Annotated in this window: 27 protein-coding genes; 7 read left to right on the plus strand and 20 right to left on the minus strand. The window is 54.8% G+C overall.

The window, feature by feature from the left end; translation table 11 throughout:
• Nucleotides 1–14: 14 nt before the first annotated feature.
• The gene (gene dut, locus IM314_RS15440) at nucleotides 15–473 is read right to left on the minus strand and encodes a dUTP diphosphatase (RefSeq protein WP_015570042.1); all 459 of its coding nucleotides are present in this window, start codon (nucleotides 471–473) and stop codon (nucleotides 15–17) included.
• Nucleotides 451–1,662: a bifunctional phosphopantothenoylcysteine decarboxylase/phosphopantothenate--cysteine ligase CoaBC gene (gene coaBC / locus IM314_RS15445; RefSeq protein ID WP_028015016.1), complete on the minus strand. Its 1,212-nt coding sequence runs from the start codon at nucleotides 1,660–1,662 to the stop codon at nucleotides 451–453. The genes dut and coaBC overlap by 23 nt, the downstream gene beginning before the upstream one ends.
• A 173-nt stretch (nucleotides 1,663–1,835) precedes the next feature.
• On the opposite strand from coaBC, the gene radC reads away from it, so the two are divergent.
• From radC to mutM, 4 genes are all read left to right on the plus strand, one after another.
• Nucleotides 1,836–2,501 carry a DNA repair protein RadC gene (gene radC / locus IM314_RS15450; RefSeq protein WP_059353792.1) on the plus strand — a complete coding sequence of 222 codons (666 nt, stop codon included), beginning with the start codon at nucleotides 1,836–1,838 and terminating at the stop codon, nucleotides 2,499–2,501.
• Nucleotides 2,502–2,719: 218 nt separating this feature from the next.
• Nucleotides 2,720–2,956 carry a 50S ribosomal protein L28 gene (gene rpmB, locus IM314_RS15455; RefSeq protein ID WP_002436699.1) on the plus strand — a complete coding sequence of 79 codons (237 nt, stop codon included), beginning with the start codon at nucleotides 2,720–2,722 and terminating at the stop codon, nucleotides 2,954–2,956.
• 22 nt (nucleotides 2,957–2,978) lie between these two features.
• Complete coding sequence (gene rpmG / locus IM314_RS15460; RefSeq protein WP_003024094.1) at nucleotides 2,979–3,146, plus strand: 50S ribosomal protein L33; 168 nt, start codon at nucleotides 2,979–2,981, stop codon at nucleotides 3,144–3,146.
• Nucleotides 3,147–3,218: 72 nt separating this feature from the next.
• Nucleotides 3,219–4,028 (plus strand): bifunctional DNA-formamidopyrimidine glycosylase/DNA-(apurinic or apyrimidinic site) lyase, encoded by an 810-nt coding sequence (mutM, locus tag IM314_RS15465; protein ID WP_028015018.1) that lies wholly within the window; start codon nucleotides 3,219–3,221, stop codon nucleotides 4,026–4,028.
• Nucleotides 4,029–4,030: 2 nt separating this feature from the next.
• Here the strand turns inward: mutM and coaD are convergent, their stop codons facing one another.
• From coaD to rfaQ, 7 genes are all read right to left on the minus strand, one after another.
• Nucleotides 4,031–4,510 (minus strand): pantetheine-phosphate adenylyltransferase, encoded by a 480-nt coding sequence (coaD, locus tag IM314_RS15470; protein ID WP_045260067.1) that lies wholly within the window; start codon nucleotides 4,508–4,510, stop codon nucleotides 4,031–4,033.
• Nucleotides 4,511–4,513: 3 nt separating this feature from the next.
• Nucleotides 4,514–5,284, minus strand: a complete 771-nt coding sequence (locus tag IM314_RS15475) for a glycosyltransferase family 2 protein (protein WP_193359181.1) — start codon at nucleotides 5,282–5,284, stop codon at nucleotides 4,514–4,516.
• Entirely contained in the window at nucleotides 5,284–6,558 is a 1,275-nt protein-coding gene (gene waaA, locus IM314_RS15480) for a lipid IV(A) 3-deoxy-D-manno-octulosonic acid transferase (protein WP_028015020.1), read from the minus strand. Before waaA ends, IM314_RS15475 begins: the two co-directional genes overlap by 1 nt.
• A gap of 66 nt (nucleotides 6,559–6,624) precedes the next feature.
• Nucleotides 6,625–7,614 carry a glycosyltransferase gene (locus IM314_RS15485; RefSeq protein WP_193359180.1) on the minus strand — a complete coding sequence of 330 codons (990 nt, stop codon included), beginning with the start codon at nucleotides 7,612–7,614 and terminating at the stop codon, nucleotides 6,625–6,627.
• An 11-nt stretch (nucleotides 7,615–7,625) separates the two neighbouring features.
• Complete coding sequence (locus IM314_RS15490; RefSeq protein ID WP_041911667.1) at nucleotides 7,626–8,726, minus strand: glycosyltransferase; 1,101 nt, start codon at nucleotides 8,724–8,726, stop codon at nucleotides 7,626–7,628.
• A 2-nt stretch (nucleotides 8,727–8,728) separates the two neighbouring features.
• A complete protein-coding gene (locus IM314_RS15495; protein ID WP_153656967.1) occupies nucleotides 8,729–9,856 on the minus strand; it encodes a glycosyltransferase family 4 protein in 1,128 nt (375 codons plus the stop codon).
• Complete coding sequence (rfaQ, locus tag IM314_RS15500; protein WP_049001246.1) at nucleotides 9,853–10,923, minus strand: putative lipopolysaccharide heptosyltransferase III; 1,071 nt, start codon at nucleotides 10,921–10,923, stop codon at nucleotides 9,853–9,855. The genes IM314_RS15495 and rfaQ overlap by 4 nt, the downstream gene beginning before the upstream one ends.
• Before the next feature lie 150 nt (nucleotides 10,924–11,073).
• Between rfaQ and IM314_RS15505 the strand changes: the two genes are divergently transcribed.
• A complete protein-coding gene (locus IM314_RS15505) occupies nucleotides 11,074–12,030 on the plus strand; it encodes a polysaccharide deacetylase family protein (RefSeq protein ID WP_193359183.1) in 957 nt (318 codons plus the stop codon).
• Nucleotides 12,031–12,054: 24 nt separating this feature from the next.
• On the opposite strand, the gene IM314_RS15510 is transcribed toward IM314_RS15505, so the two are convergent.
• Genes IM314_RS15510 through rfaD form a run of 6 tightly spaced genes read right to left on the minus strand, consistent with a single transcriptional unit; the run spans nucleotide 12,055 to nucleotide 18,243 of the window.
• Complete coding sequence (locus IM314_RS15510; protein ID WP_047363310.1) at nucleotides 12,055–13,269, minus strand: O-antigen ligase; 1,215 nt, start codon at nucleotides 13,267–13,269, stop codon at nucleotides 12,055–12,057.
• Nucleotides 13,257–14,165, minus strand: coding sequence for a glycosyltransferase family 2 protein (locus tag IM314_RS15515; protein ID WP_047363312.1), 909 nt, complete (start codon nucleotides 14,163–14,165; stop codon nucleotides 13,257–13,259). Before IM314_RS15515 ends, IM314_RS15510 begins: the two co-directional genes overlap by 13 nt.
• A 5-nt stretch (nucleotides 14,166–14,170) precedes the next feature.
• Nucleotides 14,171–15,271: a glycosyltransferase family 9 protein gene (locus IM314_RS15520; protein WP_193359179.1), complete on the minus strand. Its 1,101-nt coding sequence runs from the start codon at nucleotides 15,269–15,271 to the stop codon at nucleotides 14,171–14,173.
• Between the two features lie 3 nt (nucleotides 15,272–15,274).
• The gene (gene rfaC, locus IM314_RS15525; protein WP_047366919.1) at nucleotides 15,275–16,258 is read right to left on the minus strand and encodes a lipopolysaccharide heptosyltransferase RfaC; all 984 of its coding nucleotides are present in this window, start codon (nucleotides 16,256–16,258) and stop codon (nucleotides 15,275–15,277) included.
• Between the two features lie 3 nt (nucleotides 16,259–16,261).
• Nucleotides 16,262–17,308, minus strand: a complete 1,047-nt coding sequence (rfaF, locus tag IM314_RS15530) for an ADP-heptose--LPS heptosyltransferase RfaF (protein ID WP_193359178.1) — start codon at nucleotides 17,306–17,308, stop codon at nucleotides 16,262–16,264.
• A gap of 2 nt (nucleotides 17,309–17,310) precedes the next feature.
• Entirely contained in the window at nucleotides 17,311–18,243 is a 933-nt protein-coding gene (gene rfaD / locus IM314_RS15535) for an ADP-glyceromanno-heptose 6-epimerase (RefSeq protein ID WP_041911658.1), read from the minus strand.
• A gap of 215 nt (nucleotides 18,244–18,458) precedes the next feature.
• Here rfaD and kbl point away from each other — a divergent pair, with 215 nt between their 5' ends.
• Both kbl and tdh read left to right on the plus strand, forming a co-directional pair.
• Nucleotides 18,459–19,655, plus strand: coding sequence for a glycine C-acetyltransferase (gene kbl, locus IM314_RS15540; RefSeq protein WP_045260056.1), 1,197 nt, complete (start codon nucleotides 18,459–18,461; stop codon nucleotides 19,653–19,655).
• A gap of 9 nt (nucleotides 19,656–19,664) precedes the next feature.
• Nucleotides 19,665–20,693 carry an L-threonine 3-dehydrogenase gene (gene tdh / locus IM314_RS15545; protein WP_006812404.1) on the plus strand — a complete coding sequence of 343 codons (1,029 nt, stop codon included), beginning with the start codon at nucleotides 19,665–19,667 and terminating at the stop codon, nucleotides 20,691–20,693.
• A gap of 26 nt (nucleotides 20,694–20,719) precedes the next feature.
• Here tdh and IM314_RS15550 read toward each other — a convergent pair whose 3' ends face one another.
• The 5 genes from IM314_RS15550 to gpmM are packed head-to-tail and all read right to left on the minus strand — an operon-like array spanning nucleotide 20,720 to nucleotide 26,667.
• Nucleotides 20,720–21,634, minus strand: coding sequence for a hypothetical protein (locus IM314_RS15550; RefSeq protein ID WP_045260055.1), 915 nt, complete (start codon nucleotides 21,632–21,634; stop codon nucleotides 20,720–20,722).
• A 15-nt stretch (nucleotides 21,635–21,649) separates the two neighbouring features.
• A complete protein-coding gene (locus tag IM314_RS15555; protein ID WP_193359177.1) occupies nucleotides 21,650–22,855 on the minus strand; it encodes a glycosyltransferase in 1,206 nt (401 codons plus the stop codon).
• A gap of 20 nt (nucleotides 22,856–22,875) precedes the next feature.
• Nucleotides 22,876–23,826 (minus strand): divergent polysaccharide deacetylase family protein, encoded by a 951-nt coding sequence (locus tag IM314_RS15560; RefSeq protein WP_047363321.1) that lies wholly within the window; start codon nucleotides 23,824–23,826, stop codon nucleotides 22,876–22,878.
• A gap of 3 nt (nucleotides 23,827–23,829) precedes the next feature.
• Complete coding sequence (gene envC, locus IM314_RS15565) at nucleotides 23,830–25,089, minus strand: murein hydrolase activator EnvC (protein WP_231940812.1); 1,260 nt, start codon at nucleotides 25,087–25,089, stop codon at nucleotides 23,830–23,832.
• A gap of 33 nt (nucleotides 25,090–25,122) precedes the next feature.
• On the minus strand, nucleotides 25,123–26,667 hold the full coding sequence (gene gpmM / locus IM314_RS15570) for a 2,3-bisphosphoglycerate-independent phosphoglycerate mutase (protein WP_048958487.1): 1,545 nt from the start codon (nucleotides 26,665–26,667) through the stop codon (nucleotides 25,123–25,125).
• Between the last annotated feature and the right edge of the window lie 116 nt (nucleotides 26,668–26,783).

A 26,783-nucleotide genomic window follows, 5' to 3' on the forward strand; every position in this document is an offset into this window, starting at 1 on the left:
CGTGTGTCGGGCGGTTATTTGCGCCCGGAATGGCCGAAGCCGCCTTCGCCACGGTCGGTGGCATCAAAATCTGCCACCAGGTTAAATTCTGCCTGTACCACCGGTACAAAAACCATCTGCGCGATACGCTCGCCAGGTTCAATGGTGAAGCTGTCCTGACCACGGTTCCAGACGGACACCATCAGCTGACCCTGGTAGTCGGAGTCGATCAGGCCGACCAGGTTACCCAGCACTACGCCGTGCTTATGGCCCAGACCCGAGCGCGGCAGGATCACTGCCGCCAGAGACGGGTCTGCAATGTGGATCGCCAGGCCAGTCGGGATCAGGGTAGTGGCACCGGGAGCCAGTTCTACGGCGTCATCGAGACAGGCGCGCAGGTCAAGTCCGGCAGAGCCGGAGGTGGCATAGGTTGGCAGCGGGAATTGCTCGCCAACACGCGGGTCCAGAATCTTAACGTCGATTTTTTTCATCATAACGGGTAACGATCTCGTCCAGTAATTGTTGGCCCAGGAGTTCCTTGCGCTCAAGCGGTAAGATTTTATCTCCATCCTGCCAGAAAAGGTGCAGTGCGTTGCTGTCGCTATTAAATCCTTGCGTGGCCAGCGATACGTCGTTCGCGCAAATTAAATCGAGGTTTTTGCGGGTACGTTTTTGCCGGGCATATTCTTCCACATTATTCGTTTCTGCGGCAAATCCAACAACGTAAGGACGATGGCTTTTTAATGCGGCGACACCGGCAACAATGTCCGGGTTTTTCACCATTTTCAGTGTTAATTCATCGCCTTGCTTTTTGATTTTAGACTCGGCGATAGTCTCGGCGCGATAGTCTGCCACGGCCGCACAGCCGATAAAAATCTGCTGGCGTTGCGCATGAGCCTGCACGGCGGCTTCCATCTCCAGCGCGGTGGTAACATTAATACGCTGTACAAAAGGTGGCGTAGGTAACGAGACCGGGCCGCTGACCAGCGTGACGTTAGCACCGCGTTTTGCCGCTGCGGCAGCAATCGCAAAGCCCATTTTACCGGAGCTGTGGTTGGTGATGTAACGCACCGGGTCCAGCGGCTCGCGCGTCGGGCCCGCGGTAATCATGATGTTGAGATGTTGCAGGTCGTTGACAGGTGAAAAATGGGCGGCGGCCATATCCACAATCGTCAGCGGGTCGAGCATACGCCCCGGGCCAACGTCGCCGCAGGCCTGGCTGCCGCTGTCCGGGCCCCAGACAAGCAGGCCGCGCGAAGCCAGCGTCTCCAGATTATGCTGGGTGGCGGCATTGCGGTACATCTGCTGGTTCATGGCGGGCACAACGGCGACGGGGGCAGGCGTCGCGAGGCAAATGGTCGAAACCAGATCGTTCGCCATACCGGCCGCCACGCGGGCAATTAAATCTGCCGTGGCAGGGGCAAGAATCACCAGATCGGCCCATTTCCCAAGCTCAATATGCCCCATCGCGGCTTCGGCGGCCGGATCGAGCAGGCTGTCAGATACCGGGTATCCTGAAACCGCCTGCAGGCTCAGAGGGGTGATAAAGGCTTTACCGCCTTCGGTTATCGCGACCCGCACGTCCGCCCCGCGCTCGCGCAGACGACGCACCAGCTCCGGCGCTTTATAGGCAGCAATGCCGCCGCTCACGCCAAGAACGATTTTTTTACCGGCCAGGCTCATCATGATTCTTTCCTGTTGGGTTTCACCAGAGAGCGGGCATTTTACCACAATCCCAAATAGGGGGTGATGAAGTCCTTTATGCACTTTGCGAGGCGCTACGCAAGAACGAAACCTCAGCATCGAGCCCCGGATTTGCCTGTGGCAGCATAATGGCAAACAGAAGGAGGCCGGGCATGGAAGAGACTGAACTGCTGCTACCGCGCGAAAAAATGCTGCGTCATGGCATCGCGTTATTAAAAGACGAGGAACTGCTGGCGCTCTTTTTACGTACAGGTACGAAGGGAAAAACGGTATTTACGCTGGCGAAAAATCTGATAGACCATTTTGGTTCACTACATGGTTTGCTGACAGCCGAACTGGAGGCGTTTACGCACGTAGAAGGCATTGGCGTCGCGAAGTATGCCCAGTTACGGGGTATTGCTGAACTTGCCCGGCGATTTTATAACGTACAGATGGAGGAGCAAGATCCGATCCTTACCCCTGACATGACCCGCGAATTTTTGCAAAGCCAGCTATCTGGTCTGGAGCGGGAGATCTTTATGGTGATCTTTCTCGACAACAGGAACCGGGTACTGAAGCACAGCCGCCTGTTTTCGGGTACACTGAGCCACGTTGAGGTACATCCGCGTGAAATTGTGCGTGAAGCGATAAAAGTGAATGCAGCGGGGGTGATCCTCGCGCATAATCACCCCTCTGGCTGTGCAGAACCGAGCAGAGCTGACAAAGAAATCACCGAACGCATTATCAAATGCTGTCAATTCATGGACATTCGTGTTCTGGACCATCTGATAATTGGCCGCGGAGAGTACATTTCTTTTGCAGAACATGGCTGGATTTAGGCTATTTCTCGCGATCCATCGGGATCTTTGTCTGTTCGGGACTTGAGCACACCGCCGAGTCAGCGTATACTACGCCACCTTTGAGAATCTCGGGTTTGGCATTTGGGCCTGGCAATCGAGAGTTCACTTAGAACTACGCGATGACCGGGCTGTAAAGCCTGACGAGGCGCCGATACCCCATACGAAGCTCGAGCTAATTTGATTTTTGGAGAATAGACATGTCCCGAGTCTGCCAAGTTACTGGCAAGCGTCCGGTGACCGGTAACAACCGTTCCCACGCACTGAACGCGACTAAACGCCGTTTCCTGCCGAACCTGCACTCTCACCGTTTCTGGGTTGAGAGCGAGAAGCGTTTTGTCACCCTGCGTGTATCTGCTAAAGGTATGCGTGTAATCGATAAGAAAGGCATCGATACAGTTCTGTCTGAACTGCGTGCCCGTGGCGAAAAGTACTAAGTACTTAAAGAGGAAATAAATCATGGCTAAAGGTATTCGCGAGAAAATCAAGCTGGTTTCTTCTGCTGGTACAGGTCACTTCTACACCACCACGAAGAACAAACGTACTAAGCCGGAAAAACTGGAACTGAAAAAATTCGATCCAGTTGTACGCCAGCACGTACTGTACAAAGAAGCTAAAATCAAATAATTTTAGCCTCCTTGTATTGAAAAACCCCGCAACTGCGGGGTTTTTTGCATTCTGCATCTCAACGGAGGAACCATGCCTGAATTACCTGAGGTAGAGACCAGCCGTCGCGGCATTGAGCCCCATCTGGTCGGCGCGACTATTCTTCATGCCGTCGTTCGCAATGGACGACTGCGCTGGCCGGTGTCCGATGAGATCCACGCGTTAAGCGACAAACCCGTCCTTAGCGTGCAGCGCCGCGCGAAATACCTGTTGCTGGAGCTGCCTGACGGCTGGATCATTATCCATCTTGGGATGTCCGGGAGCCTGCGCATCCTGACCGAAGAATTGCCTGCGGAAAAACACGATCACGTTGACCTGGTAATGAGCAACGGCAAAGTGCTCCGCTACACCGATCCGCGGCGCTTTGGCGCGTGGCTGTGGACGAAGGAGCTGGAAGGACACAACGTGCTGGCGCATCTGGGCCCTGAGCCGCTTTCAGACGCGTTTAATGCGGACTACCTGAAAGAGAAGTGCGCGAAGAAAAAGACCCCGATCAAGCCCTGGCTGATGGATAACAAGCTGGTGGTCGGCGTGGGGAATATTTACGCCAGTGAATCGCTGTTCGCGGCCGGGATCCATCCCGATCGGCTGGCCTCGTCGCTGTCCGCGCAGGAGTGTGAGCTGCTGGTTCGGGTCATTAAAGCAGTGCTGCTGCGCTCGATTGAGCAAGGCGGGACCACCCTGAAGGATTTTCTGCAAAGCGACGGTAAACCAGGCTATTTTGCCCAGGAGCTGCAGGTGTATGGCCGTAAGGGCGAGCCATGCAGGGCATGCGGGACGCCGATTATTGCCACGAAGCACGCCCAACGCGCCACGTTCTACTGCCGCCAGTGTCAGAAATAGAACTACTTTAGCTTTTCCATCAGTGCCAGGTGGACGTTATCCGGCAGGAAATGGGTAACGTCCCCGTGATGGCGCGCCACCTCTTTTACCAGCGTGGACGAGATAAACGACCACTCTTTTGACGGCATCAGGAATACGCTTTCCAGCTCCGGCATCAGGTGGCGGTTCATGTGCGCCAGCTGCATCTCATACTCGAAGTCTGCCACCGCGCGCAGGCCACGAATCAGAATATTGGCCTGCTGGGCGCGGGCGAAGTTCGCCATCAGATCGCTGAACCCGACAACTTCAACATTCGGCAGGTGCGAAATGGCGTCGGTGGCAAGTTGCACGCGCTCGTTGAGATCAAACATCGGCTTTTTGCTGGGGCTGGCGGCAATCGCCAGGATCACCTTGTCGAACATGCACGCTGCACGGGTAATGATGTCAAGATGACCGTTAGTGATCGGATCGAAGGTACCCGGATAAATCGCTTTTGTGCTCATGGCTCACGTTTTCTCTGAGTAGCCGCGGCAGAGCGCCCACAGCTCGGTGTATTTGTTGAAAGTATACTGGGCATTCACTACCGCCAGTAACCAGCCCTGCTTACCATCCAGCACGCCGCCGCGCAGCAGCAGCGTTTTCAGAAACGCGCCCAGCGTGTGGGTGAAGATTCCTGTCAACGAGGCCTTCTTGCCGCGCTGATGGCGTTCCTGCGCCCATGCGGTGGCATAGTTGAGCTGCTTTTGCTGGAAGCTGGCGAAATCACGGCAGGTCAGATGCAGCAAATCACCCGTCAGGGGGATGACCTGGGCGCCGTCGCAGGCCAGTGACTCATGGACAAGATTGTCGTTGTACTGAAAGCGCCCGCGCTCGTAGAGGCGCATTACGCGATCCGGATACCAGCCGCTGTGGCGCATGAAGCGGCCAAGGAAGTAGTTGCGACGCGCGATGCTGTATACGGCGCCAGGCAGGGGTGAGGAAAGCACCGCCTGAATGGCCTGCTGGAGTTCCGGGGTGACGCGCTCGTCGGTGTCGATCATCAGCACATAATCGCCCGTGGCGTGACCCTGCGCTCGCTGGCGCTGAATGCCGTAGCCCTGCCAGTCGGTATCGGTAAAGACTTTTGCACCCGCGGTCCGGGCGATGTCCACCGTGTTGTCCGTGCTTCCGGAGTCGAGGATAACAATTTCGTCAGCCCAGGCGACGGAGGCCAGGCAGTCCGGAAGCAGATCGGCGGCGTTTTTGGCGATCATGACGACCGACAGACGCGTAGACATTAGTGGCTCCGCTGAGGCAGATAAGGTTGCAGAAGCTGCAGCAGACGGGTGAGTGCGCCCTGGTTCTGGTGCAGCACTTCGACGGCGTGGCGACCGTACCACAGGCGGTAATCTTCGTCCGTCAGAAGGGTTGAAACCTCTTTGACCACCGAGTCCGCATCTGTCACGGTAATTAAACCATCGGCCTGCTGCAATTTAGCGCAGATATCTTTGAAGTTAAACGTGTGTGGGCCCATCAGCACCGGAATGGCGTGCGCTGCGGGTTCCAGCGGGTTATGACCGCCGCGCTCGACAAGGCTGCCGCCAACAAAGGCGAGGTCAGCAATGCCGTAGAGCAGCATCAGTTCGCCCATCGTATCGCCAATCACCACCTGAGTGCTGCCGGAAGGGATCTCTCCGCTGCTGCGCAGGGTGAAGCTGAAGCCGCCTTTCTGCACCATTTCGCGGGCATCTTTAAAACGTTCGGGGTGACGAGGCACCAGAATCAGCAGTAGGTCCGGGAAGGTTTCCAGCAGCTTACGGTGCGCCTGCAGGATAATCGCCTCTTCGCCCTCATGAGTACTGGTCGCTATCCAGACCTGGCGACGCGGAGCCCACTGGCGGCGCAGCGTGATGGCGCGGGCGGCCAGTTCAGGGGTAACGGAAATATCGAATTTCAGGCTGCCGGTCACGGCAAGCTGGTTGCGCTTCAGGCCCAGGGAGATAAAGCGCGCCGCGTCTTCTTCGTTCTGCGCGGCAATCAGCGTGATTTTGCTCAACAGGCGGCGCATAAATTTGCCCAGCTTGCCGTAGCCTTTCGCCGAGCGCTCTGACAGGCGCGCGTTGGCAATCACCAGCGGAATTTTACGGGCGTGCAGAGCGGAAATCATGTTCGGCCACAGCTCGGTTTCCATCACGATCACCAGCTTCGGGCGAACGGTGTTCAGGAAACGATTCATAGCGCAGGGCAGATCGTAAGGGAGGTAGACGTGATGAACGTCTTTGCCAAACGCGGATAACGCGCGCTCTGAGCCGGTTGGCGTCATGGTGGTGACGGTAATCGGCAGAGACGGGTAGCGGTGGCGCAGAGCGCGAACCAGCGGGATCGCCGCCAGCGTTTCACCGACAGAAACGGAATGCAGCAAAATACCGTCCGGGGCGACTTTATTGCGGCAAAAGCCATAGCGTTCAGCCCAGCGTTTACGATACGCAGGCGCTTTACGGCTACGAAGCAACAGTCTCAGCCACACCAGTGGCTGAATGATATAGAGCAGGGCGGTATACAACAATTCCAAGCGATTATCCGTCTTTTTAGTTTCGGCGGGCAAATTCTAAGCATTTAAGCCAGGTAAAGCTATCTCTTATGCCAGATACCGTTTTAAACGGAAGTAGCGTCGGCCCAGGCGCCAGCGCAAACGCGGGCTTTTGGCACTTTTCCAGATAAGCTTCCAGATCCCGGTGTCGAAGAACTCTTTGATAATCATTGTTTTCTTTGTCTCATCCTTCATGTTGTCGAAGGTATGAATGATCCCCAGCCCCTCTTTGGCGATTTGCCAGTGGCAGGCGGGGATATTTTTCACTTTATCCGGGTAACGCTGGTTAATGGCATCAAGCATCTGCAGGATTTTCATGTAGTGGCGCGCGGAGCGGATCAGCGTGTCGTCATTATCCGGCGTATGCGATACCGAGGCAGAGTGAATGTAGTAGTCATAAAAGCGTTCACTGGTGTACTGAACGCGCTCTGCGGCAAGCAGCACCTCGGTGGTCCACGGGATATCCTGATGGCGCAGCCCGGGTTCGAAATGGAAACTGTGTTTACGAATAAAATCGTGGCGATAGATATTAAGCCAGGTCACGTGCAGGAACTTACGTGAATCCAGCGCCATCTTTAACCATGCCGGGCCCGTCATAACATCCGTTGAGGCGAGTTTATCCTCGGGGAAGATAGGTCGAGACGGTTTCTTATCATTTTCCCAGACGTAGTTGCCGTTGCAGGTGGCGACATCCAGATCCTGCGTGACGGCCATATCCAGCAGACGCTGGTACATGCCAGGTTTGAAGACGTCATCAATATCCGGGAAAGAGAGATACTGACCCGTTGCAACGGCCAGGCCGGTATTCCGCGCAATGGAAACGCCCTGGTTTTGCTGTTCAATCACCTGCATCTGCGGCAGTTTTTCACGCCAGCTTTCGACGATCTGCATCGAGCGGTCAGTCGAGCCATCATTGACAATAATGACTTCCATGCTGTCGATGTGTTGATTCACAAGGCAGGTAAAGAACTGATCCAGAAAAGCTTCGCCGTTATAAACGGCAACCACCACGCTTAACAATGGCGCTGAATTTTGCATAAGAAACCTGATTATTTTTGATTGTCGACCAAAGCAATGTACTGCTGGCAAATGGCATTGATACCGAACGACGCAATCGTTGCATCGCCAACGACCGGCGGGGCGGTATAAATATCGACCAGGGTTTTTGCCAGTGACGCGTCATTTAGCTCTGCCAGCCCGCGCGCTAAGGCGCCGGTGAGGATTTCTGCGGGGCCACCCGGACAATTGGTACTGACCGGTGGCGTCTGGCAGATAATGGATTCCACCAGCACATTACCAAAACCTTCGCAGTCAGAACTTAACACTAAGAGGCGTGCCCCTTTAATCCAGGGGTAGGGATTGGAGTCGAAGGGACGGAAAACCGTCTTGTCTTCAATACCCAGGTCGCGGGCAAGCTGTTTGAGCTTTTGAATTTTGGCTTCGGAACCATTGCCCATCATGACAAGCGTAGTGTCGAGCTGGCTCTGTGCGAACGCGCGTAAAAGACGGTCGTGGCGTTTGTGTTCATGGAAGCGGCCGACATGGATGATGTAATCCTTCCCTTGCATCTCGAAGGGGGCATCCGCCAGACGCTGAATTTCAGGGATATCAAAAGGATTGTGGATAACCGCTTTACGCCGGAGTTTCAGAGCCAGGGTCTCGGAAAGGTCTTTCAGCACGGCGCCTGAGACGGCGACAACGTTTCGGTTTTCATAGGTATGACGAATTTTAAGATGCTTAAACCAGCGCGACAGCCCGCTGCGATGGCGAAGATAGGAGAAAGAGAACATGCCATGCACGCAGAACCAGACTTTTTCACGCTCCAGCGCGCGGCAGTGCGCCACAATGCGGTCAGTTTTGTGCAGATGAGAGAACACAACGTCAAATTTTCCGCTGCGCTCAGCCCGCTCAATTGCCTGATCCAGCAGGCGGGCTCGGCGTGGGATCTCCGTCAGCTTGCGCCACGGTTTTTTGCAGGTATCCTGGACCACCTGATAATCAATGCCTTCCGGGATGGCGTAATCACACACTTTCCGCAGAGAGAAAAGGGAGACCTGATGCCCCATTTCCGTTAATCCGCTGGAAAGTGTAAGAACTGTTTTTTCAGCTCCCCCACCGGGTAAACCATCAATAATCATTAGGATGCGCATTTTTAATCCAGTAATTTTTGATAAAGCGAAATAAGCTGACTTGACAGTTTTTCGGGGGTGGCGTCTTTTACCCGTTCACGTGCCGCTTGCCCCATCGTGTTATTTTTTCCCAGAGAAGGAGTGGCTGCAATTGCCTCCTTCAATGTGTTGATATCCAGGGCGTCACAATAAAATCCGTTCTGGCCTTGCTGAATAAATTCAGCGCCTCCGCAACTCTCTGAAGTAATGACGGGCAAGCCGCAGGCCATCGCTTCAAGAATGACGTTTGGAAAGGGATCATACAGCGTTGGCAACAGTAAACCATCGGATAGCTGATAAAAAGGCAGCGTTTCTTTCTGCATCCCCAGGAAACGGATTTGCCCTTCGCAGCCCAATGAACGGGCGAGGTCACGATAACGATGTTCTGCTTTATCCTGTCCAACCACAATCAGCCAGGCTGAAGTTCCTGCGATAGCGCGTATGGCGCTGGCCAATCCTTTTCGTTCAAAACCCGATCCTACAAAACAGAACACCACGGCATCGGCTGGCAAACCAAATTGCTGACGCAACGCGGCACGCTGTGCTTCCTGGGCCGGAACGAAGCGGCTGGAATCAATTGAATTATAAATCACATGTATCTTTTTTGCGTCAATATCAAAGTCTTCAACGATTTCGCGTTTGATCATCTCCGCATTACAGATAACCGCTTTCAGCTCTGGCGCCTGGTACATTTCACGCTCGGCGTGCATCACGTAGCGGTGATAGCGGTCGACCATTAGCATTTTCGCGCGCCAGGCGGGCAGGATGCGCGCACGCTGTAGCAGCCAGCGGCGATGAACGCCATCGCCAGCGCGGTAGATATCACAGCCCGGAATCCGCTCGTGGCTTTGCACAATATCAAACTGCTGTTGCTGCCACAGCGCGCGGGCAGCATGGGCAAACCCGCGTTCGCGGCTAATTCGGCCCCATTTGCGCGGGTCGCAAATATGGATATGCCAGTCGTCCTGTCTCTCACCCTGCCATTCACGCGTAATGACGTTGAGTTCAAGATTCTGTTTGCTCAGCGCGGTGAGCGCACGTGAAACGAAGCGCTCCGCTCCGCCATCAGGGCGATACTTTTGGCGAACAATCGCCAGACGATGGTGTTTCATGACAAATATCTCCTTGCAGCGGAGACGACAGCATCAACAGGAATGGCGTCGAGATAGCGTTCTTTCGTTTTGGTATCAATAGCGTCGGGATCGGGAAGGGGACCGTAGTCGCCAGCCCAGATGACTTCACCGTTGACTTGCCATGGAGACCAAAACGTCAGTTTGGAAGGGCCAAACAGCGCCACGCAGGGCGTCTGCAGCGCGGCGGCCATATGCATCGGAACGGAGTCAACGCCAATAAAAAGACACGCGTGATCGATGAGTGAGGCCAGCTGGCGCAACGTTAGCTGTCCCGCCAGCGAGACGACCCCCGTTTTCGGTGAGGCGGCGAGTATGCGATCTATCATCGCCAGCTCTTTTTTATCCGGCCCGGCCGTGAGTACAACGGTATGCCCATCCTGCTGCAGCGCGGTGATGGTTTGCGCCATTTTGCTTTCATCCCAGCATTTGAAGAACCAGCGTGATGTCGGCTGAATGACGATGTAGTTATCGCCCACTCCTTTTTGCACCAGCTGCTGGCGGGCGTGGTGCCAGTCTTCTGCGCTGTAGGCCATGGTAACAGCTGGCTCAGGCGCGACCTGTAATGGTGACAGAATGGAGAGATTTTGTTCGACAGTGTGCAGGGATTTGTGATTTGCAACAGAGACTAAATCGCTATGACAGAAACGCCAGAATGGATTGTTGCGTTTGTTAAAGGCGAATCCGAGGCGAACCGGCGCACCAGTGAAACGGGTGACGATAGCGCTACGCCACTGATCGGCAAGATTTATCACCAGATGATAATGTTGCTTTCGTAACGCGCAGAGTAACTGCCACTCCTTTTGAAGGTGCTTTAGCGTGCCCAGCTGCTTCCATTTACGATCGATTCCATAAATAGTGCCAATCGTCGGGTGCGCGGCGAGCATATCGCGCGTTTCTTCATACAACAGCACGTCAATTTGCGCTTGTGGCCATTTTTGACGTAATGAATCAATGACGGGGGTGGTCAATAACATATCGCCATGATGGCGGAGTTTGATCAGTAGAATGCGCAAATCAGGCGTGTCAGGTAAGTTATTCATCATCATCTTATCGGCGTTGTACTGTTGGCAATTCTAATAGACCTGGTAGCGACTTGCACTCTTTCTCCATAATCTCAGGAATTTCCCAGGAAGGGTTTACTCAGGCTTTGGAGAGTGCGTAACATAGCGCTAACTTCCCTGTCATGCGGACTCATTATGAAAAAACCAGCGTTTATCATCACGATCGATACTGAGGGCGATAATCTCTGGCAGAATCACCGCGTCATTAAAACGGAAAATGCGCGCTATCTGGCCCGGTTCCAGGCCCTCTGTGAGCGTTTTGGTTTTAAGCCCGTATGGCTGACAAACTATGAGATGGCAATCGAGCCCGTTTTCATTGAATTCGCCAGGGACGCGATCGCTCGCGGTCAGGGGGAGGTGGGAATGCACCTTCACGCATGGAATAGCCCACCTGAGCACGATCTCACGGGAGATGACTGGCGCTGGCAACCGTATCTGATTGAATTTTCAGACGAGGTGATGCGTGAGAAAGTGCTGTTCATGACCCGTCTGCTGGAAGAGACATTCCAGACCAAAATGCTGAGCCACCGCGCCGGGCGTTGGGCATTTGATAGCCGCTATGCAAAATTGCTCGTTGAACTGGGCTACCAGGTTGATTGCTCCGTGACGCCACGCGTGAACTGGCGCAATGCGAAAGGTGCTCCGCAGGGCAATGGTGGAACGGATTATCAGCATTTCCCCGACCACGCCTATTTTATGGATTTAGATACTATTTCCCGGGCGGGAAATAGCCCCTTACTCGAAGTGCCGATGAGCATTCAGTATAAACATCCGGCCTGGTTGAACACGATCAAACAGGGATACGATCGGCTTCGCGGTAAATATCGCTCGCCTTCCGTGAACTGGCTACGACCGACCGGTGGCAATGCGTCGCAGATGATTCAGGTCGCGCAGCAATGCCTGTCGCAGGGAAATGACTATGTGGAGTTTATGCTTCATTCGTCAGAATTTATGCCCGGCGGAAGTCCGACCTTTAAAGGTGAGGCGGCGATTGAAGGGTTATATCAGGATTTAGAAGCGCTTTTTAGCTGGCTATCCGATAAGACGGTGGGGATGACGCTGGCGGAGTTTTATCAATACAAGAAAAAATAATGCCCGGCTGGCGGGCATTATCTCTTATTGATGTTGTCTGGTTTGCGATAAAGGAGTACTCAATGCAAACAGAGTAACAAAGAATATTAGGGCTTCTGAGCTCAATAAAATGACGTCTGTCAGGCCATAGAGTAATAAAAGAAGCATTGTTGTCAGCAGTAGGCCATTTCGGTTTTTAAGCGCGTAAGCGATCATCGAAACGAAGAAAAAGAGTAATATCGCCAGACCCGGAAGCCCTTGCAGAGAGTATTTTTCGATAAATTCATTGTGTAGGTGTATTTTTAAATAGCCAAGTGCAGTGATTAGATTAGGATGTCCATCATTAATATAATGTTGCGTCCAGAAATACCTTTCTTCTAATGATTGCCCTAGTGGATGTGCAAGCCCGTTTTGAATACCTACATTCCACATGGTAAAACGAGAGCCAAGTGAGGTGCCGTCTACTCCGCTTTCATATTTCTCAAGCTCAGCCTGTACTTGCATAATCTTGGGCGAAATTAATGGTTTGTAACTAACGACAACTACACCTGCCACAATACATAAAAAAATCAGCGTTGATTTCAGATGAATTCTTCTGAAGTGGTAGAGCGTGAGTACAATCGCAAGGAGCAAATATAATCCCATTGCAGCACGCGTCCCCGTTAAAAGAATAACGAAGTAAGATATTAAGATGGTAAGACCCGCGACTATATACAGTTTTCTGTTTTTTTGAAGATAAAGGCTGTATACCAGCGCCAGTGACAGTACGGAGTAAACATAGGCAGACACGGTGGCGCGATTGATGGCCATCTCTATACGTGCCATACCCTGCGTCGCCTGCCATAAGCCATATCCCGTGGCGAGGACAAACCCTGTACTTGCCGCGTACAGGAAGTGCTTCTGGAAAGCGCTTTTATCGACGTAAGTTTTAAACCGGTCAAGATAGAAAACGAGAATGCTCGCTAATATCAGTTTCTTACTGGCACCCAGATAATCGCTGTAAGCGTTTAAACCTTCGCTATGATATTCGTACACCATATACCAGACAAGATTGAGTAGCCCAATCAGCAATATGGGGAGCGCGATTGAAAAGGGGCGCAGGGTGATTTTTTTATATTCGCAAGCTAAGCCGATAATGCTGGCATAAACCGCAATATAGAAAAATTCGCGTTGTTTACCTGAGCTCAGCAGCGCCAGTGCAAACGAAATGAGGCTCAAAATCAGCGTCAGCTGATAGAGCCGCAGTTTTACTTTTTCCATAATGCCTCAATGACCCTTTTTTTGTAGCTGAAACGTACATCTCTGGAGAAGAAAAAAGAGAAAGAATAAAGTGCATTTACCCGCGCCTTAACCAGTTTGAGCTGCAGGTCGGTCAGATATTGTCGGTGATTGCTGTAAATATCAAACCAGTGGCAATTAATAAGATGCTTAAATGATTGCGGGAATGTATTTTCCATCTGTAGTGTACATTCAATCAGCGTAGCGATTTTACTGGCGTCAAGACGGCTCGACAAACTGTCGCTGCGTTTGATGTAAAAATAGTGTCCCTGACGCTGAAAGAAGATTTTACGCGATTGCATCAGCATGCCGGGAAATACCGCGAAATCTTCATAGCAGACCATAGAAGGGATAGGGTTGGTTGCGTATAGCCTGCGGTGTACGAATTGCCCGATGAGATGCGCCTGAAAATCTTTGTGCTGCAGGAAACGCTTTATTGCATCATTTTGCGATAATGAGACGGGCGTGAATCCCTGCCAGGCGGAGGTGATTTTCCGCATATCGCGTATTTCCAGCAGGCGCGTCAGCAACATATCAGGGCGCTTTGCTTTCAGGAAGGCGACGGCATCCCGGATGCTACCCGGCTTTAACAGATCGTCGCTATCAAGCATCGTGATGTAATCGCCTGACGCCAGCGAGACTGCGCTGTTTCGAACATGCCCTACGTTACGGTACTCAACGTATTGGCATTGCGCATGCGGAAGCTTTGGCAACCACGCCTCAATAATATCCTGTGTGGAATCGTTGGAACTGTCATTAATGATAATAACTTCTACATCATCGCCTGCATTCTCAACCGCGTTTTGCAGACTTTCCAGCGTGGCGTGAAGCGTGTTTTCGGCATTATGTGCGGCAATAATGATGCTGAGAAAAGCCATATTAATTAGTTTCCCTGAGCATCAAAGGCAGATTTTGCTGTTTGTAGCCCGCAAATGAAATGTTTGAGTTCGTCCAGCGATTCATCTGTTACCGCGAAGAGTTCTTCCCGGCCTTGCGAGAAATAATAACGAGTTTCAAAAACATACGAACAAATATTGTCATCGTTGCCAATCAGCAACACGTTGCCAAGCGGGCGCTGCTCGTAGTGACAGCACGGACCGAACAGTAAGACGACCGGCACGCCAACCGCATCGGCGATGTAGACATTCCCCGAGTCGGAGGCGATATAACAATCCATTTTAGAAATTGCCCACGGAAGCTCTTCAAGCGAGATCTTGCCAATCAGATTAATAAAGTTGGGCAGTTCACCGTAAGCGCGGGTGATGTCATCCATCCAGGACTGTTCATTCGGGGCGCCAAAGACATAAAACTCGCAGGGCAGGTCGGCGAGACGATCGGCAATTTGCTTCCAGATGACAGGCGGAACGGTTTTGGCTTTATTCCCGGCGGCGATACTGATGCCAATGCGGACCGCGCCGGGTTTATCAAGGATCGCCGGATAAGTCGCGGGTTTAAACAGTGGCTTTGTGGCGTGCTTTGGAGAGTCTTGCCAGGTCAGAGCACGGTCGGCCAGCTTAAGATAGTTAGTGACTGTTAACGTTTTTCTACCGTGGTCAACCGTACCATCGGCCGTTGAATAGAAAATCCCGTGATACCACCTGCGCGTGTAAGTGCTTAAGAATTGCTTATTTTTGGCGTTACAAACGGAGGCGAAAAAGAGGTTCACGCTGTTAGGCTGCAGAAGGTAGACGTTGTCATAGCGGTTCATGATCCTGCAGGCGAAACAGAGCTTACGCCACAGGTTACGCTTATGCTGCTCAATAAAATAAATCTCTTCGACCGTCTCGTCATGCTTCGCCAGCGCACCCACGCTGCGGCTGATGAGCACGTCGCTTTTTTGCAGCCAGGCCAGAAGAGGCGTTGCATTAACAAAATCACCGATTTTGGCTGTCTGAATGACCAGGTTTTTCCCTGTCTCTTTGCGCAACAGCTTGCGGATAAGCTTCACCGGAAAGAGTAAAATCAGCAGAAATACGTAACTCATGGGTTAAATATCCCTGTTGGAAAGCCAACGGCTGCCCTGTAAAAATGAAAAAATCGCATCTGCGCTGATATCCTTCGTTTGCTGAGTCGGGCTGACCATCTGATGCTGGTTTTTGCCATAGCCCCCGATCAGGCCGGGATCGGTCGGGCCAAAAAGGGTGATATTTGGGCGATCCAGCGCCGCGGTTAAATGGCTTAAACCCGTATCCACGGAAACAACGGCGTTAGCGCCTGCCAGCTCTGCGGCAACCTGCGCCAGCGTGAGTTTGGGTAACACCTCGACGTGGGAAAAGCCTGCTGCCAGACGCGCCGCACGCTGCCGCTCATGCTCAGCGCCCCACGGGAGTTTAATATGGATACCGGAGGGTTGCATTAGTTCAATCAGCCTTCGCCAGTGCGTTTCCGGCCAGTGCTTATCGTCGCGCGTTGTGGCATGCAGAAAGACAAGATAAGGCTGAGCACAGGGATCTGTATTGCGCAAAAAGTGCTGCGCAATGGCGTAGTCGCCCTGCGCTTCCGGTTTCGCATAGCCGAGGCTTTTCGCAAACAGCTCGCGGGTGCGTTCTACGGCGTGCTGCTGCTTTGCGATGTGGTGGCGGCGGTTATAGAACAGACTCGCCAGCGGTTCGCGGGCGGTGTGCCAGTCCATGCCGTGCTTTACGCCGTGCGCCAGACGCGTGACCAGCGCCGCGCTTTTCACCAGCCCCTGCGCGTCGATAATCGCGTCGTAACGCTGCGCCTGCACCGTTTCACGGAAGGCTTTACGCTCGGCTTTAATCGGCGCGGAGAACCACGCTTTGCGCCAGCGGCGAATCGCGACCGGGATCACGCGGTCAACCGCTTCATGCCAGGTGGGGATCTGCGCGAAGCCTTCTTCTACCACCCAGTCAAAACGGATGCCGGGAATGGCCCGCATGGCGTCCGTCAGCGACGGTAGCGTATGCAGCACATCGCCCATTGAGGAGGTTTTAACGATCAATACCCGCATCCGTTATCCTTCTTCGCTCAACAGCAGTTCGTTGAGCTCTTCGAGAACGCGCTCTGGGGTAATGTCGATCAGGCTCTGATGGTAACCTTCAGCGGCATCGCCTTTGCGTACCTTGTGGTAGCCGGTGATCAAACGGATTACGCGCGCTTTGTGCGACAGCGGCGGCGTGAAGTCCGGGCTGCTTGGGCCATACAGCGCGACCAGCGGACGGTCCAGCGCGGCGGCGACGTGCATCAGGCCAGAGTCATTGCTGACCACGGCCTTACAGGCGGCAATCAGGATAACGGCCTGCTCAAGCTGCGTTTCTCCAGCCAGGTTACGGCACCAGGCCTGCTGTTCATTACTGAGTGTGGCGAGAATTTCGTTGCCCGCCTCGTGATCCTTCGCCGAGCCAAACAGCACAATCTGGTAGCCTTCGTCGATCAGCTGTTTCGCCAGTTCGGCGTAGTGGTAGTGCGGCCAGCGTTTTGCCGGGCCAAATTCTGCGCCGGGGCAGAAGCCAATCATTGGGCGTTCGGACGAAAGGCCAAACGCGTTGCAGGTGTGGGATTTCTCCCCCTCGTTCACCTGAAGCTGCGGCCACAGCAGCGGCTGCGGCAGGTCTTTCGCGCTGCGCATGACGCCTTTGTCGTAGGCCAGCGCCACGTAGCGCTCCACCATCAGCGGCCAGGCTTCTTTATCCAGCACCCGGGCATCGTTCAGCAGGCCGTAGCGCATTTCGCCGCGCCAGCCGGTACGGTGCGGGATGCCCGCAAAGAAGGGCACAAGGGCGGATTTGAAGGAGTTAGGCAGCACGTACGCGCGATCGTAGCGCTTCTCACGCAGGCTATGGCCGAGCTTGCGGCGCTCGCCGATTTCCAGCGCCCCGTGGCCGAGCGGCATCGGGATCGCCTCGTTCACTTCCGGCATACGCGACAACAGCGGACGGCACCATGCGGGTGCCATCACGTCGATTATCGCCTGGGGATAACGCGCCTTGAGCGTGCGATAGAGACTTTGCGACATCATCATGTCGCCCACCCATGACGGGCCGATCACCAGAATCTTCATGCTTATGCGTCGCGGTTCAGCCAGGCCATATATTCCGTTACGCCTTCGGCAACGGTCTTGAACGGCTTGTCATAACCCGCTGCGCGCAGGTTGGTCAGGTCGGCCTGCGTGAACGCCTGGTAACGGCCCTTCAGCTTGTCCGGGAACGGAATGTACTCGATGCTGCCTTTCTTATGATATGCCAGCGTCGCGTCTGCCACCGCCTGGAAGGATTCCGCGCGGCCCGTGCCCAGGTTGAAAATGCCGGAGACGCCGTTTTCCAGGAACCACAGGTTAACGGCCGCCACGTCGCCTACGTAGACGAAGTCACGCTTGAAGCCGTCGCTGCCTTCGAACAGTTTTGGACTTTCACCGTTATTCAGCTGGGTGTTCAGGTGGAACGCCACGCTCGCCATGCTGCCTTTGTGGCCTTCGCGCGGCCCGTAAACGTTGAAGTAGCGGAAGCCGACAATCTGCGAGTTCGCTTCCGGCAGGATCTGACGCACGTACTCGTCAAACAGGAACTTGGAGTAGCCGTAGACGTTCAGCGGCTGCTCGTATTCGCGGGATTCAATGAAGTCCGAGGTGCGCCCGCCGTAGGTTGCCGCGGAAGAGGCATACAGGAACGGAATTTCACGCTCCAGGCAGTAGTGCAGGATCTCTTTAGAGTACTGATAGTTGTTATCCATCATGTACTTGCCGTCCCACTCGGTGGTGGAAGAGCACGCACCTTCGTGGAAGATGGCTTCGATCTCGCCGAACTCTTCACCCGCCATAATCTGGATAAGGAAGTCTTCTTTATCCATGTAGTCAGCGATGTTCAGATCCACCAGGTTAACGAACTTGGTGCCGTCTTTCAGGTTGTCCACCACCAGAATGTCGGTGATGCCCTTATCATTGAGGGCCTTGATAATGTTGCTGCCGATAAAGCCCGCGCCGCCGGTAACGATGATCATAACTGTAACCTTTGAAGTGTTGAGCCCGGGGACAATCCCGGACGCTAATATTCATATCATATCATCACAATGCCCGGTCTTCAGCCATTCACCGATATGCAGCAGGGGTACACGTGATTTATGCTGCAAAAACGAGAAGAGATACGGCGTCATCTCGTCATGAACTATAGGTTTGGGTAATATGTGCCAAAATTTGCCGAGTCTGGAGAATTGCAATGCGTGGTGATTTTTACAAACAGTTAAACAGCGACCTCGACACCGCACGTGCGGAAGGGTTGTTCAAAGAAGAGCGTATTATCACGTCTGCCCAGCAGGCGGATATCACCGTTGCCGACGGCAGCCATGTGATCAACTTTTGCGCGAACAACTACTTAGGTCTTGCGAATCACCCTGAGCTGATTGCCGCCGCGAAAAACGGCATGGACACCCACGGCTTCGGCATGGCCTCCGTGCGCTTCATCTGCGGCACCCAGGATAGCCACAAGCAGCTTGAGCAAAAGCTGGCAAACTTCCTCGGCATGGAAGACGCGATTCTGTACTCCTCCTGCTTCGACGCAAACGGCGGTCTGTTTGAAACCCTGCTCGGCGCAGAAGATGCGATTATCTCCGACGCCCTGAACCACGCCTCCATCATCGACGGTGTTCGCCTGTGTAAAGCGAAGCGTTTCCGCTACGCCAACAACGACATGGTTGAGCTGGAAGCGCGGCTCAAAGAGGCACGCGAAGCGGGTGCCCGCCACGTGCTGATCGCGACCGACGGGGTATTCTCCATGGACGGCGTGATCGCCAACCTGAAGGGCGTGTGCGACCTGGCGGATAAATACGACGCGCTGGTGATGGTCGATGACTCCCACGCGGTCGGTTTTGTCGGTGAAAACGGCCGCGGCTCCCATGAATACTGTGACGTGATGGGCCGCGTGGACATCATCACCGGTACCCTGGGCAAAGCGCTCGGCGGCGCGTCCGGCGGTTATACCGCTGCGCGTAAAGAGGTGGTTGAGTGGCTGCGTCAGCGCTCCCGCCCGTACCTGTTCTCCAACTCCCTGGCACCGGCCATTGTGGCCGCCTCCATCAAAGTGCTGGAGATGGTGGAGTCCGGCGCCGAGCTGCGCGACCGACTGTGGGCAAACGCCCGTCTGTTCCGCGAAAAAATGAGCGCCGCAGGGTTCACCCTGGCCGGCGCTGACCACGCGATCATTCCTGTGATGCTGGGCGACGCAGTTGTGGCGCAGCAGTTTGCCCGTGAGCTGCAGAAAGAAGGGATTTACGTCACCGGGTTCTTCTTCCCGGTGGTGCCAAAAGGTCAGGCGCGTATCCGCACCCAGATGTCTGCGGCGCATTCGCCTGAACAAATTGAGCGTGCGGTGGAAGCCTTTACCCGCATCGGCAAACAGCTGGGCGTAATTGCCTGAGGACGTGTGATGAAAGCGTTATCCAAACTGAAAGCGGAAGAAGGGATTTGGATGACCGACGTGCCGGAGCCGGAAGTCGGTCATAACGATCTGCTGATCAAAATTCGTAAAACCGCCATCTGCGGTACTGACGTTCACATCTATAACTGGGATCAGTGGTCGCAAAAAACCATTCCTGTCCCAATGGTTGTCGGTCACGAATATGTTGGTGAAGTGGTCGGCATCGGCCAGGAAGTCAAAGGCTTTAGCATTGGCGATCGCGTCTCTGGTGAAGGCCATATTACCTGCGGTCACTGCCGTAACTGTCGCGGTGGCCGTACGCACCTGTGCCGCAACACCGTCGGCGTGGGCGTAAACCGTCCGGGCTGCTTCGCGGAATACCTGGTGATCCCGGCGTTTAACGCCTTCAAAATCCCGGACAATATCTCTGACGATTTGGCCTCTATCTTCGACCCGTTCGGCAACGCGGTACACACTGCGCTCTCCTTCGACCTGGTCGGTGAAGACGTGCTGGTTTCCGGCGCCGGCCCAATCGGCATTATGGCGGCAGCCGTGGCGAAGCACGTGGGTGCGCGCAACGTGGTGATCACCGACGTGAATGAATACCGCCTGTCGCTGGCGCGCAAAATGGGCGTCACCCGCGCGGTGGATGTCTCGAAAGAGAGCCTGACCGACGTGATGGAAGAGTTGGGTATGACCGAAGGCTTTGACGTAGGTCTGGAGATGTCCGGCGCGCCGCCGGCGTTCCGCACCATGCTGGACACCATGAACCACGGTGGCCGTATCGCGATGCTGGGCATTCCGCCGTCAGATATGTCCATCGACTGGAACAAAGTCATCTTCAAAGGGCTGTTCATCAAAGGCATCTATGGCCGCGAGATGTTCGAAACCTGGTACAAGATGGCTGCGCTGATCCAGTCCGGCCTGGATCTGTCCCCGATTATCACTCACCGTTTCTCCATCGATGAGTTCCAGCAGGGCTTCGACGCGATGCGTTCCGGCCAGTCAGGGAAAGTGATCCTGAGCTGGGATAAGTAAACAAAAAGGGGCCTCAGGCCCCTTTTTTACTGATTCTTTTTCTCTTCGTCCGTCAGGTAGCGCACCTTGCGGGTATAATCCTGCCCTTTGAACAGCAATTTGTTATCCGGCGATTCCAGATACTTCTGCCATTCGGAAAGCGGGAACCCCCCGTGCGCGCCAATCACCTCTTTCGGCACAACGGCTTCCTGACCGCCGATCTTCTTGGATACCGGCCAGTTCATCCAGTCGCCCAGGTTAACCGTTTTAACATCCAGCATGTCCAGCAGCGCAGCGAGCGGCAACTGATCGGTCGGCGGCTGCGTGTCGTCCATCAGCTCCCAGGTATCCTGGAACAGCGTCAGCCACAGCGGGCAAATGCGACGCCAGGTCTTTTTGGTTGCGGCAAGAAACGCGCCGTTAACGTGATCGACCAGATACGGGCGCACCGTTTCTTTGTAATATGCCGGCACTTTTTCCGCGGGTGCGCCGTCCAGCTTGGCAATCATTTTGCCCTGACGGAAGCTGGAGTAGATGTGCATATCCGCCATGTTGATCTGGGGCATCTTGAGCAGGTTGAGATCGGAGTCGATCATCAATACGCCTTCTCCGCGCGCCTGAAGCGGAGCGTTAAGCTTCACCAGACGGCTGAGGTAGATCTGCTTATAGCGGTACCCCTCTTCACGTTTTGGCAGCGTGAGGGTCACAACGCGGGTTTTTGGCGGCAGCTCGCCGAAAGCGGATTCAGGCTGATCGCTGACGATAACAATCTCGCTGACGTCGGTGGCGTAACGCTCTGCAAAGGTCGCTGATAATAACGCCTCTTCGACGAAATCCGCGCCCGTACAAGGGATCACGATGGAATCAACCGCAACGAGATCGCGCGTGACCGGAAGGGAAGCGTACGGAATGTTATGACGCCCGGTAATGTGGCGGTAGCGAGCATTCAGGAATTTAAACATGTTCTTCTCGTTTGGTTATTGCGCGCCAAGAACGGCCTCGACACCGTTAACATAGCTTTCAATGGCATACACGTTGCAGACATTCTGGTGCGCGGCTGCGGCGAGCCGGGCGCGCAGAGCAGGATCCTGCCAGATATTATCCAGATGTTGAGCAAGTTGCGACACATCGCTCCACGGGAACAGCAGCCCGGTCGACTCATGGTCGATCAATTCTGCCGTGCCGGTTACCTTTGAGCCAATCACCGGGATATTCAGCAGCATTGCCTCCAGCACGACGCGGGGCAAACCTTCGCTCTTCGAAGCCAGAATAAACGCGTCAAAGGTGGCGAGATAGTCAAAAGGCGTGTTCTGGAAACCGGTAAAAATGATGTGCTCAGCAATCCCCAGCGCGTCAGCCTGCGCCGTCAGCGCGCCGCGTTCAGCCCCTTCACCGACCAGCACCATCTTCCATTTTGCCTGCGGGTGCTTCTGGCTGAACTGGGCCAGCGCCTCCAGAGTATGGTGGTTGGACTTGCGAGGGATAAGCGACCCAATGCTACCGAACACAAAGGTGTCGTCATCGATGTTCAGACGCTGGCGCATGGCGCGTCGGTCGGGCAAAGTCTGGTGGATGTCGATGGCGTTGTTGACCGTGGTACACAGCTCTGGCCGGACGCCATGCTGAAGAAGCACGCGTTCAACGCCGTGCGAAACCGCAATGATTTTTGTGGCATGTGCGTTGACCAGCTTCACCAGCGGTGGGGTCAGCACCGGTTCAATCCGGCAATGCTGAATTATCCGCGCATGCAGGTTCGCGCCCGCCAGATAACCCTCTTCGTTAGAGCCCGGCTGATTGTTCATGTACAGCGTATCGAAACCGCCTTCCCTGAAAATCGTCTCGATCTTGCTGACGTTGGGCCGGATGCGCCAGAGCGTATCAATATGTCGGGTAAATGCCTTGCGGGCGCTGCGCGAGAAAAACAGCAGGCTGCGGCCCAGCTCTTTCGCAACCTTCGCCCATCCGGGCTGCTTTTGCTGCGGAATGACAATTAACGGGATGCCAATGCCGTTCAACACCTGGCCGATGGTTTGTCCTTCGGCCCGGCTGTAATCACTGTAAAAACAACAGGTAATATCGAACTTCTCGCGGTTAATCCGCTTCAGAAGCTCGAGCATGCTGTTGGTGCCTCCTCCCCACTCTTTACCGGTATCGAGGAGCAGAATTTTGTGTCGCTGTGGCATCTTTCTACCTTAATCGCCTGTCACTGGGATTGGTTCGCTGAGACTTTTTTACCCCATCCCTGCCACTGGTGCTGGAAGTACTGCACCAGCGTACTCTGGCCTACGCTTTCGCTGATGACCGCAAAGAAGCGGGTTGCATGCACCGGCTCGAGCGGCTTTTTCAGCGCGCAGTTCTTCACGCCGCGGAACGGATTACGCGGCTGCGTTGCCGGAGGTTGAGCGCTTTCCGGACGAGACGTGTCAACCTGCGGTTCATTGAGCAGATCGCTCGGGCGTACCAGCGTGATATCGGCGGGTAAGGTCGGCAGCATTTGCTGCAAAACGCGAACGGTAGACGGATGCGGGTGCCCGATGGCAATCGCCGAACCGTTACGGCGCGCAAGCGCTACCGCGCGGTTGAACTGCACGCGGATATCCGCTTCGTTCTGGGAGTCGTCCAGGAAGACTTTGCGCTTGATGACCTTCACCCCCGTACCCTGAGCGGCACGCATCGCCTGGCTGTTGCCAATGGTCATGCTGTCGAGGAAATAGAGATTGTAACGCTCCAGCGCCTGCATCACTTTCAGCATACCGTACAGGCTGGAGGTCATCGCGCTACCCATATGGTTGTTCAGACCCACGGCATACGGCACCTTGTTGTAGGCGTCGCGGATGATGCGTTCGATCTCATCGCTGCTCATATCCGGGCGCAGGGTGTCTTTTTCCAGCGGCTGCTTGCTGAGCGGTGCCATCGGAAGATGGATGAGGACCTGGTGGCCGCTATTGTGCGCTTTGGTCGCCATTTCATGCGCGTGAGGCGCATTCGGCAGGACGGCGACGGAGATGGCTGATGGCATCGCCAGCACCTGATTTTCATAGTGTGGTCGATAACCGAAGTCATCAATCACGATGGCGAGTTTACCTGCATATACCGGTGCAGCCAGCGCCAGTGCGCTGACGACGGAGAGAACCATTCGACGAAATTGAAGCAAAACTTATCTTCCCAACCACGGCTGTGGATTGACCGCCTGACCCTGACGACGAATTTCGAAATAGAGTGACGGGCGGCCCTGACCGCCACTGCTGCCCACAAGGGCGATGGGTTGGCCGGCGCGCACCTGGGTGCCGACGCTGACCAGCGCGCTCTGGTTGTAGCCGTAAAGACTCATGTCGCCTTTACCATGCTCGACCACCACCACCAGCCCGTAACCCTGCAGCCAGTCGGCCAGGATCACGCGGCCATCGGCGATAGCTTTCACTTCGCTACCTTCAGACGCACCGATAACGATCCCTTTCCAACGTAGCTCACCCTGCAGCTGTTCGCCATAGCGATGCAGAATAGTGCCGCGAACGGGCCAGTAGGCCTGACCGCGCGGGGAACCCAGACCGCCGGTACGCGACATCAGGGAGCGTTCGCTTTCGCTTGGCTTGTAGGTGGTCCCTTTGCGGGAGGCTTCCTGCTGCTTGTCGCGAACCGCCTGCGCCTCGCGGGCCTCTTTTTCGGCGCGCGCCTTCGCTGCGGCTTCCGCACGGGCAATGCTGTTACGCAGTTTTGATTCGTTGGCGCGCATTTCGCTCAGCTGGCTCTGTCCTGCCTGAATGGAGGACTCAAGACCCGACAGCGTTTTCTTGCGTTCGTTACGGGCCTGCTCAAGTTTCGCCTGCTGCGCTTTTTGTTCGTAGAGCAACGTCTGCTGCTGGCTCTGCTTCTCTTCCAGCTCCGCTTTTTGGGTGGAAACCTCTTCACGCGTCTGCTTCAGCTGTGCAATGGTCTCCTGACGCGCCTGGTTCAGATAGCCGAAATAGGCCTGCAGACGCTGGCCGCGCTGGCTCTCTTCACCGCTGAGGATCAGCTGGAGTCCGGTATGCTCACCCTGGCGGAATGCGGCATCCAGCTGTGCTGCGAGGTTGCGCTCCTGCGCATCACGCTGGCGCTCCAGTTTGGCAATCGACGCATTCATCTCGTCGATCTGTTTGTTCAACTGGGTGAGGGTGTTTTGCGTTTCACGGAGTTTACGTGCGGCAGCGGAGATGGCCTCTTCCTGCTGCTTAAGCTGGGCGAGCAGGGTGGCGCGCTGCTGTTGCTGCTGGCGTACCGCACGCTCTTTGGCGGCGATATCGGCCTGAATGGATTTCAGCTGGTCGCGGTCATCCGCGTGTGCGGATGCGGCGCACAGCAATACGCCAGCGCTGAGTGCGCTGGCGCAAAGCAGAGGTCTGACTGATAGCCTAAGCGGCTTCACGACCCATGTGATTGAAAAAATCGCCTTTCCCCTCATGGGGAGCGATTATTCCACGATGAACAGCGGCTTACCAGTCATCTCTTCAGGGATCGGCATACCCATCAGCGACAACATGGTTGGCGCGATGTCGGAAAGCTTGCCGCCTTCTACTGCTTTCACTGATTTATCACCCACATAAATCAGCGGAACAGGCAGGTTGGTATGGGCCGTATGCGCCTGACCGGTTGCCGGGTCGCGCATCTGCTCGGCGTTACCGTGGTCAGCGGTGATCAGCAGCTGGCCGCCAACGGACTCAACCGCTTTCGCAACCTGCTCAACGCAGTGGTCCAGCGCTTCAACCGCCTTCACGGCCGCTTCCATCACGCCGGTATGGCCGACCATGTCGCCGTTCGGGTAGTTACAGATGATGGTGTCGTACTTGCCGCTTTCGATGGCCGCGACCAGTTTTTCAGTCAATTCCGCAGAGCTCATCTCTGGCTGCAGATCGTAAGTCGCGACTTTCGGCGAGTTGATCAGAATGCGCTCTTCGCCTTTGAACGGCTCTTCAACGCCGCCGTTAAAGAAGAAGGTCACGTGCGCGTATTTTTCCGTTTCGGAAATACGCAGCTGCGTTTTGTCGTTCTTCGCCATCCACTCACCGAAGGTGTTAGCCAGCGAGGCTGGTGGGTAAGCGCAAGGCGCGTTGATATCTGCTGCGTATTCGGTCAGCTGGATGAAGTCAATGTTCACCACTTTCTTACGGGCAAAACCGTCGAAGTCGCTGTTGACGAACGCACGGGTGATTTCGCGCGCGCGGTCAGCGCGGAAGTTCATGAAGATCAGCGCGTCGCCATCTTCCATTGCGGCATCGGCCTGGCCTTCGGCGCGAATCACGGACGCTTTTACGAATTCATCGTTTTCATCACGCGCGTAAGCGGCTTCCAGCGCTTCAACCGCAGTCGGGAACAGGAATTCCCCTTTTGCCAGAGTCATCAGGTCATAGGCCTGTTCAACGCGATCCCAGCGGTTGTCGCGGTCCATAGCGTAGTAACGGCCAATGATGGAGGCCACGCGGCCTTTGCCCAGCGCAGCGAATTTGTCTTCGAAAGCTTTCAGGGACCCTTCTGCGCTGCGCGGTGGCGTGTCGCGACCGTCCAGGAAGGCGTGCAGGTAGATTTTTTCCGCACCGCGTTCAGCGGCCAGTTCAACCATCGCCATGATGTGATCTTCGTGGCTGTGCACGCCGCCTGCGGAGAGCAGACCCATGATGTGTACCGCTTTACCTGCCGCAACGGCTTTATCAACCGCACCGCAGAGAACCGGGTTAGCGAAGAAGGTGCGTTCTTTGATTTCGACGTCCAGACGGGTCAGATCCTGATACACGATACGACCCGCGCCGAGGTTAACGTGGCCAACTTCGGAGTTGCCCATCTGGCGATCAGGCAGGCCCACTTCCAGACCGGATGCGTCAATCAGGGTATGCGGACGTTTTGCCCACAGTGCATCCATGACCGGGGTTTTTGCGTTGAAAATAGCGTTATCCTGGCTATCTTCACGGTAGCCATAGCCATCCAGAATCACCAGTACCATAGGTTTTTTAGAAACCGACATTGCAACAACCTCATGCTCAAGAGTCAAAATTTGCGTAATTTTACTACAGCTGAATCGATCAAATAGCCGCAGAAGATCAAAGAAAACGCGGGGGCAAGATGCTGACCGGACCATTT

It is taken from the genome of Enterobacter cloacae complex sp. P42RS (assembly GCF_014930595.1).
GTDB lineage: Bacteria > Pseudomonadota > Gammaproteobacteria > Enterobacterales > Enterobacteriaceae > Enterobacter > Enterobacter bugandensis.

Bases quoted from the DNA above. Each gene is read 5' to 3' on its own strand.
- dut (WP_015570042.1), bottom strand. From the start codon at position 473: ATGATGAAAAAAATCGACGTTAAGATTCTGGACCCGCGTGTTGGCGAG.
- coaBC (WP_028015016.1), bottom strand. From the start codon at position 1,662: ATGAGCCTGGCCGGTAAAAAAATCGTTCTTGGCGTGAGCGGCGGCATT.
- radC (WP_059353792.1), top strand. From the start codon at position 1,836: ATGGAAGAGACTGAACTGCTGCTACCGCGCGAAAAAATGCTGCGTCAT.
- rpmB (WP_002436699.1), top strand. From the start codon at position 2,720: ATGTCCCGAGTCTGCCAAGTTACTGGCAAGCGTCCGGTGACCGGTAAC.
- rpmG (WP_003024094.1), top strand. From the start codon at position 2,979: ATGGCTAAAGGTATTCGCGAGAAAATCAAGCTGGTTTCTTCTGCTGGT.
- mutM (WP_028015018.1), top strand. From the start codon at position 3,219: ATGCCTGAATTACCTGAGGTAGAGACCAGCCGTCGCGGCATTGAGCCC.
- coaD (WP_045260067.1), bottom strand. From the start codon at position 4,510: ATGAGCACAAAAGCGATTTATCCGGGTACCTTCGATCCGATCACTAAC.
- IM314_RS15475 (WP_193359181.1), bottom strand. From the start codon at position 5,284: ATGTCTACGCGTCTGTCGGTCGTCATGATCGCCAAAAACGCCGCCGAT.
- IM314_RS15485 (WP_193359180.1), bottom strand. From the start codon at position 7,614: ATGCAAAATTCAGCGCCATTGTTAAGCGTGGTGGTTGCCGTTTATAAC.
- IM314_RS15490 (WP_041911667.1), bottom strand. From the start codon at position 8,726: ATGCGCATCCTAATGATTATTGATGGTTTACCCGGTGGGGGAGCTGAA.
- IM314_RS15495 (WP_153656967.1), bottom strand. From the start codon at position 9,856: ATGAAACACCATCGTCTGGCGATTGTTCGCCAAAAGTATCGCCCTGAT.
- rfaQ (WP_049001246.1), bottom strand. From the start codon at position 10,923: ATGATGATGAATAACTTACCTGACACGCCTGATTTGCGCATTCTACTG.
- IM314_RS15505 (WP_193359183.1), top strand. From the start codon at position 11,074: ATGAAAAAACCAGCGTTTATCATCACGATCGATACTGAGGGCGATAAT.
- IM314_RS15510 (WP_047363310.1), bottom strand. From the start codon at position 13,269: ATGGAAAAAGTAAAACTGCGGCTCTATCAGCTGACGCTGATTTTGAGC.
- IM314_RS15515 (WP_047363312.1), bottom strand. From the start codon at position 14,165: ATGGCTTTTCTCAGCATCATTATTGCCGCACATAATGCCGAAAACACG.
- IM314_RS15520 (WP_193359179.1), bottom strand. From the start codon at position 15,271: ATGAGTTACGTATTTCTGCTGATTTTACTCTTTCCGGTGAAGCTTATC.
- rfaC (WP_047366919.1), bottom strand. From the start codon at position 16,258: ATGCGGGTATTGATCGTTAAAACCTCCTCAATGGGCGATGTGCTGCAT.
- rfaF (WP_193359178.1), bottom strand. From the start codon at position 17,308: ATGAAGATTCTGGTGATCGGCCCGTCATGGGTGGGCGACATGATGATG.
- rfaD (WP_041911658.1), bottom strand. From the start codon at position 18,243: ATGATCATCGTTACCGGCGGCGCGGGCTTTATCGGCAGCAACATTATC.
- kbl (WP_045260056.1), top strand. From the start codon at position 18,459: ATGCGTGGTGATTTTTACAAACAGTTAAACAGCGACCTCGACACCGCA.
- tdh (WP_006812404.1), top strand. From the start codon at position 19,665: ATGAAAGCGTTATCCAAACTGAAAGCGGAAGAAGGGATTTGGATGACC.
- IM314_RS15550 (WP_045260055.1), bottom strand. From the start codon at position 21,634: ATGTTTAAATTCCTGAATGCTCGCTACCGCCACATTACCGGGCGTCAT.
- IM314_RS15555 (WP_193359177.1), bottom strand. From the start codon at position 22,855: ATGCCACAGCGACACAAAATTCTGCTCCTCGATACCGGTAAAGAGTGG.
- gpmM (WP_048958487.1), bottom strand. From the start codon at position 26,667: ATGTCGGTTTCTAAAAAACCTATGGTACTGGTGATTCTGGATGGCTAT.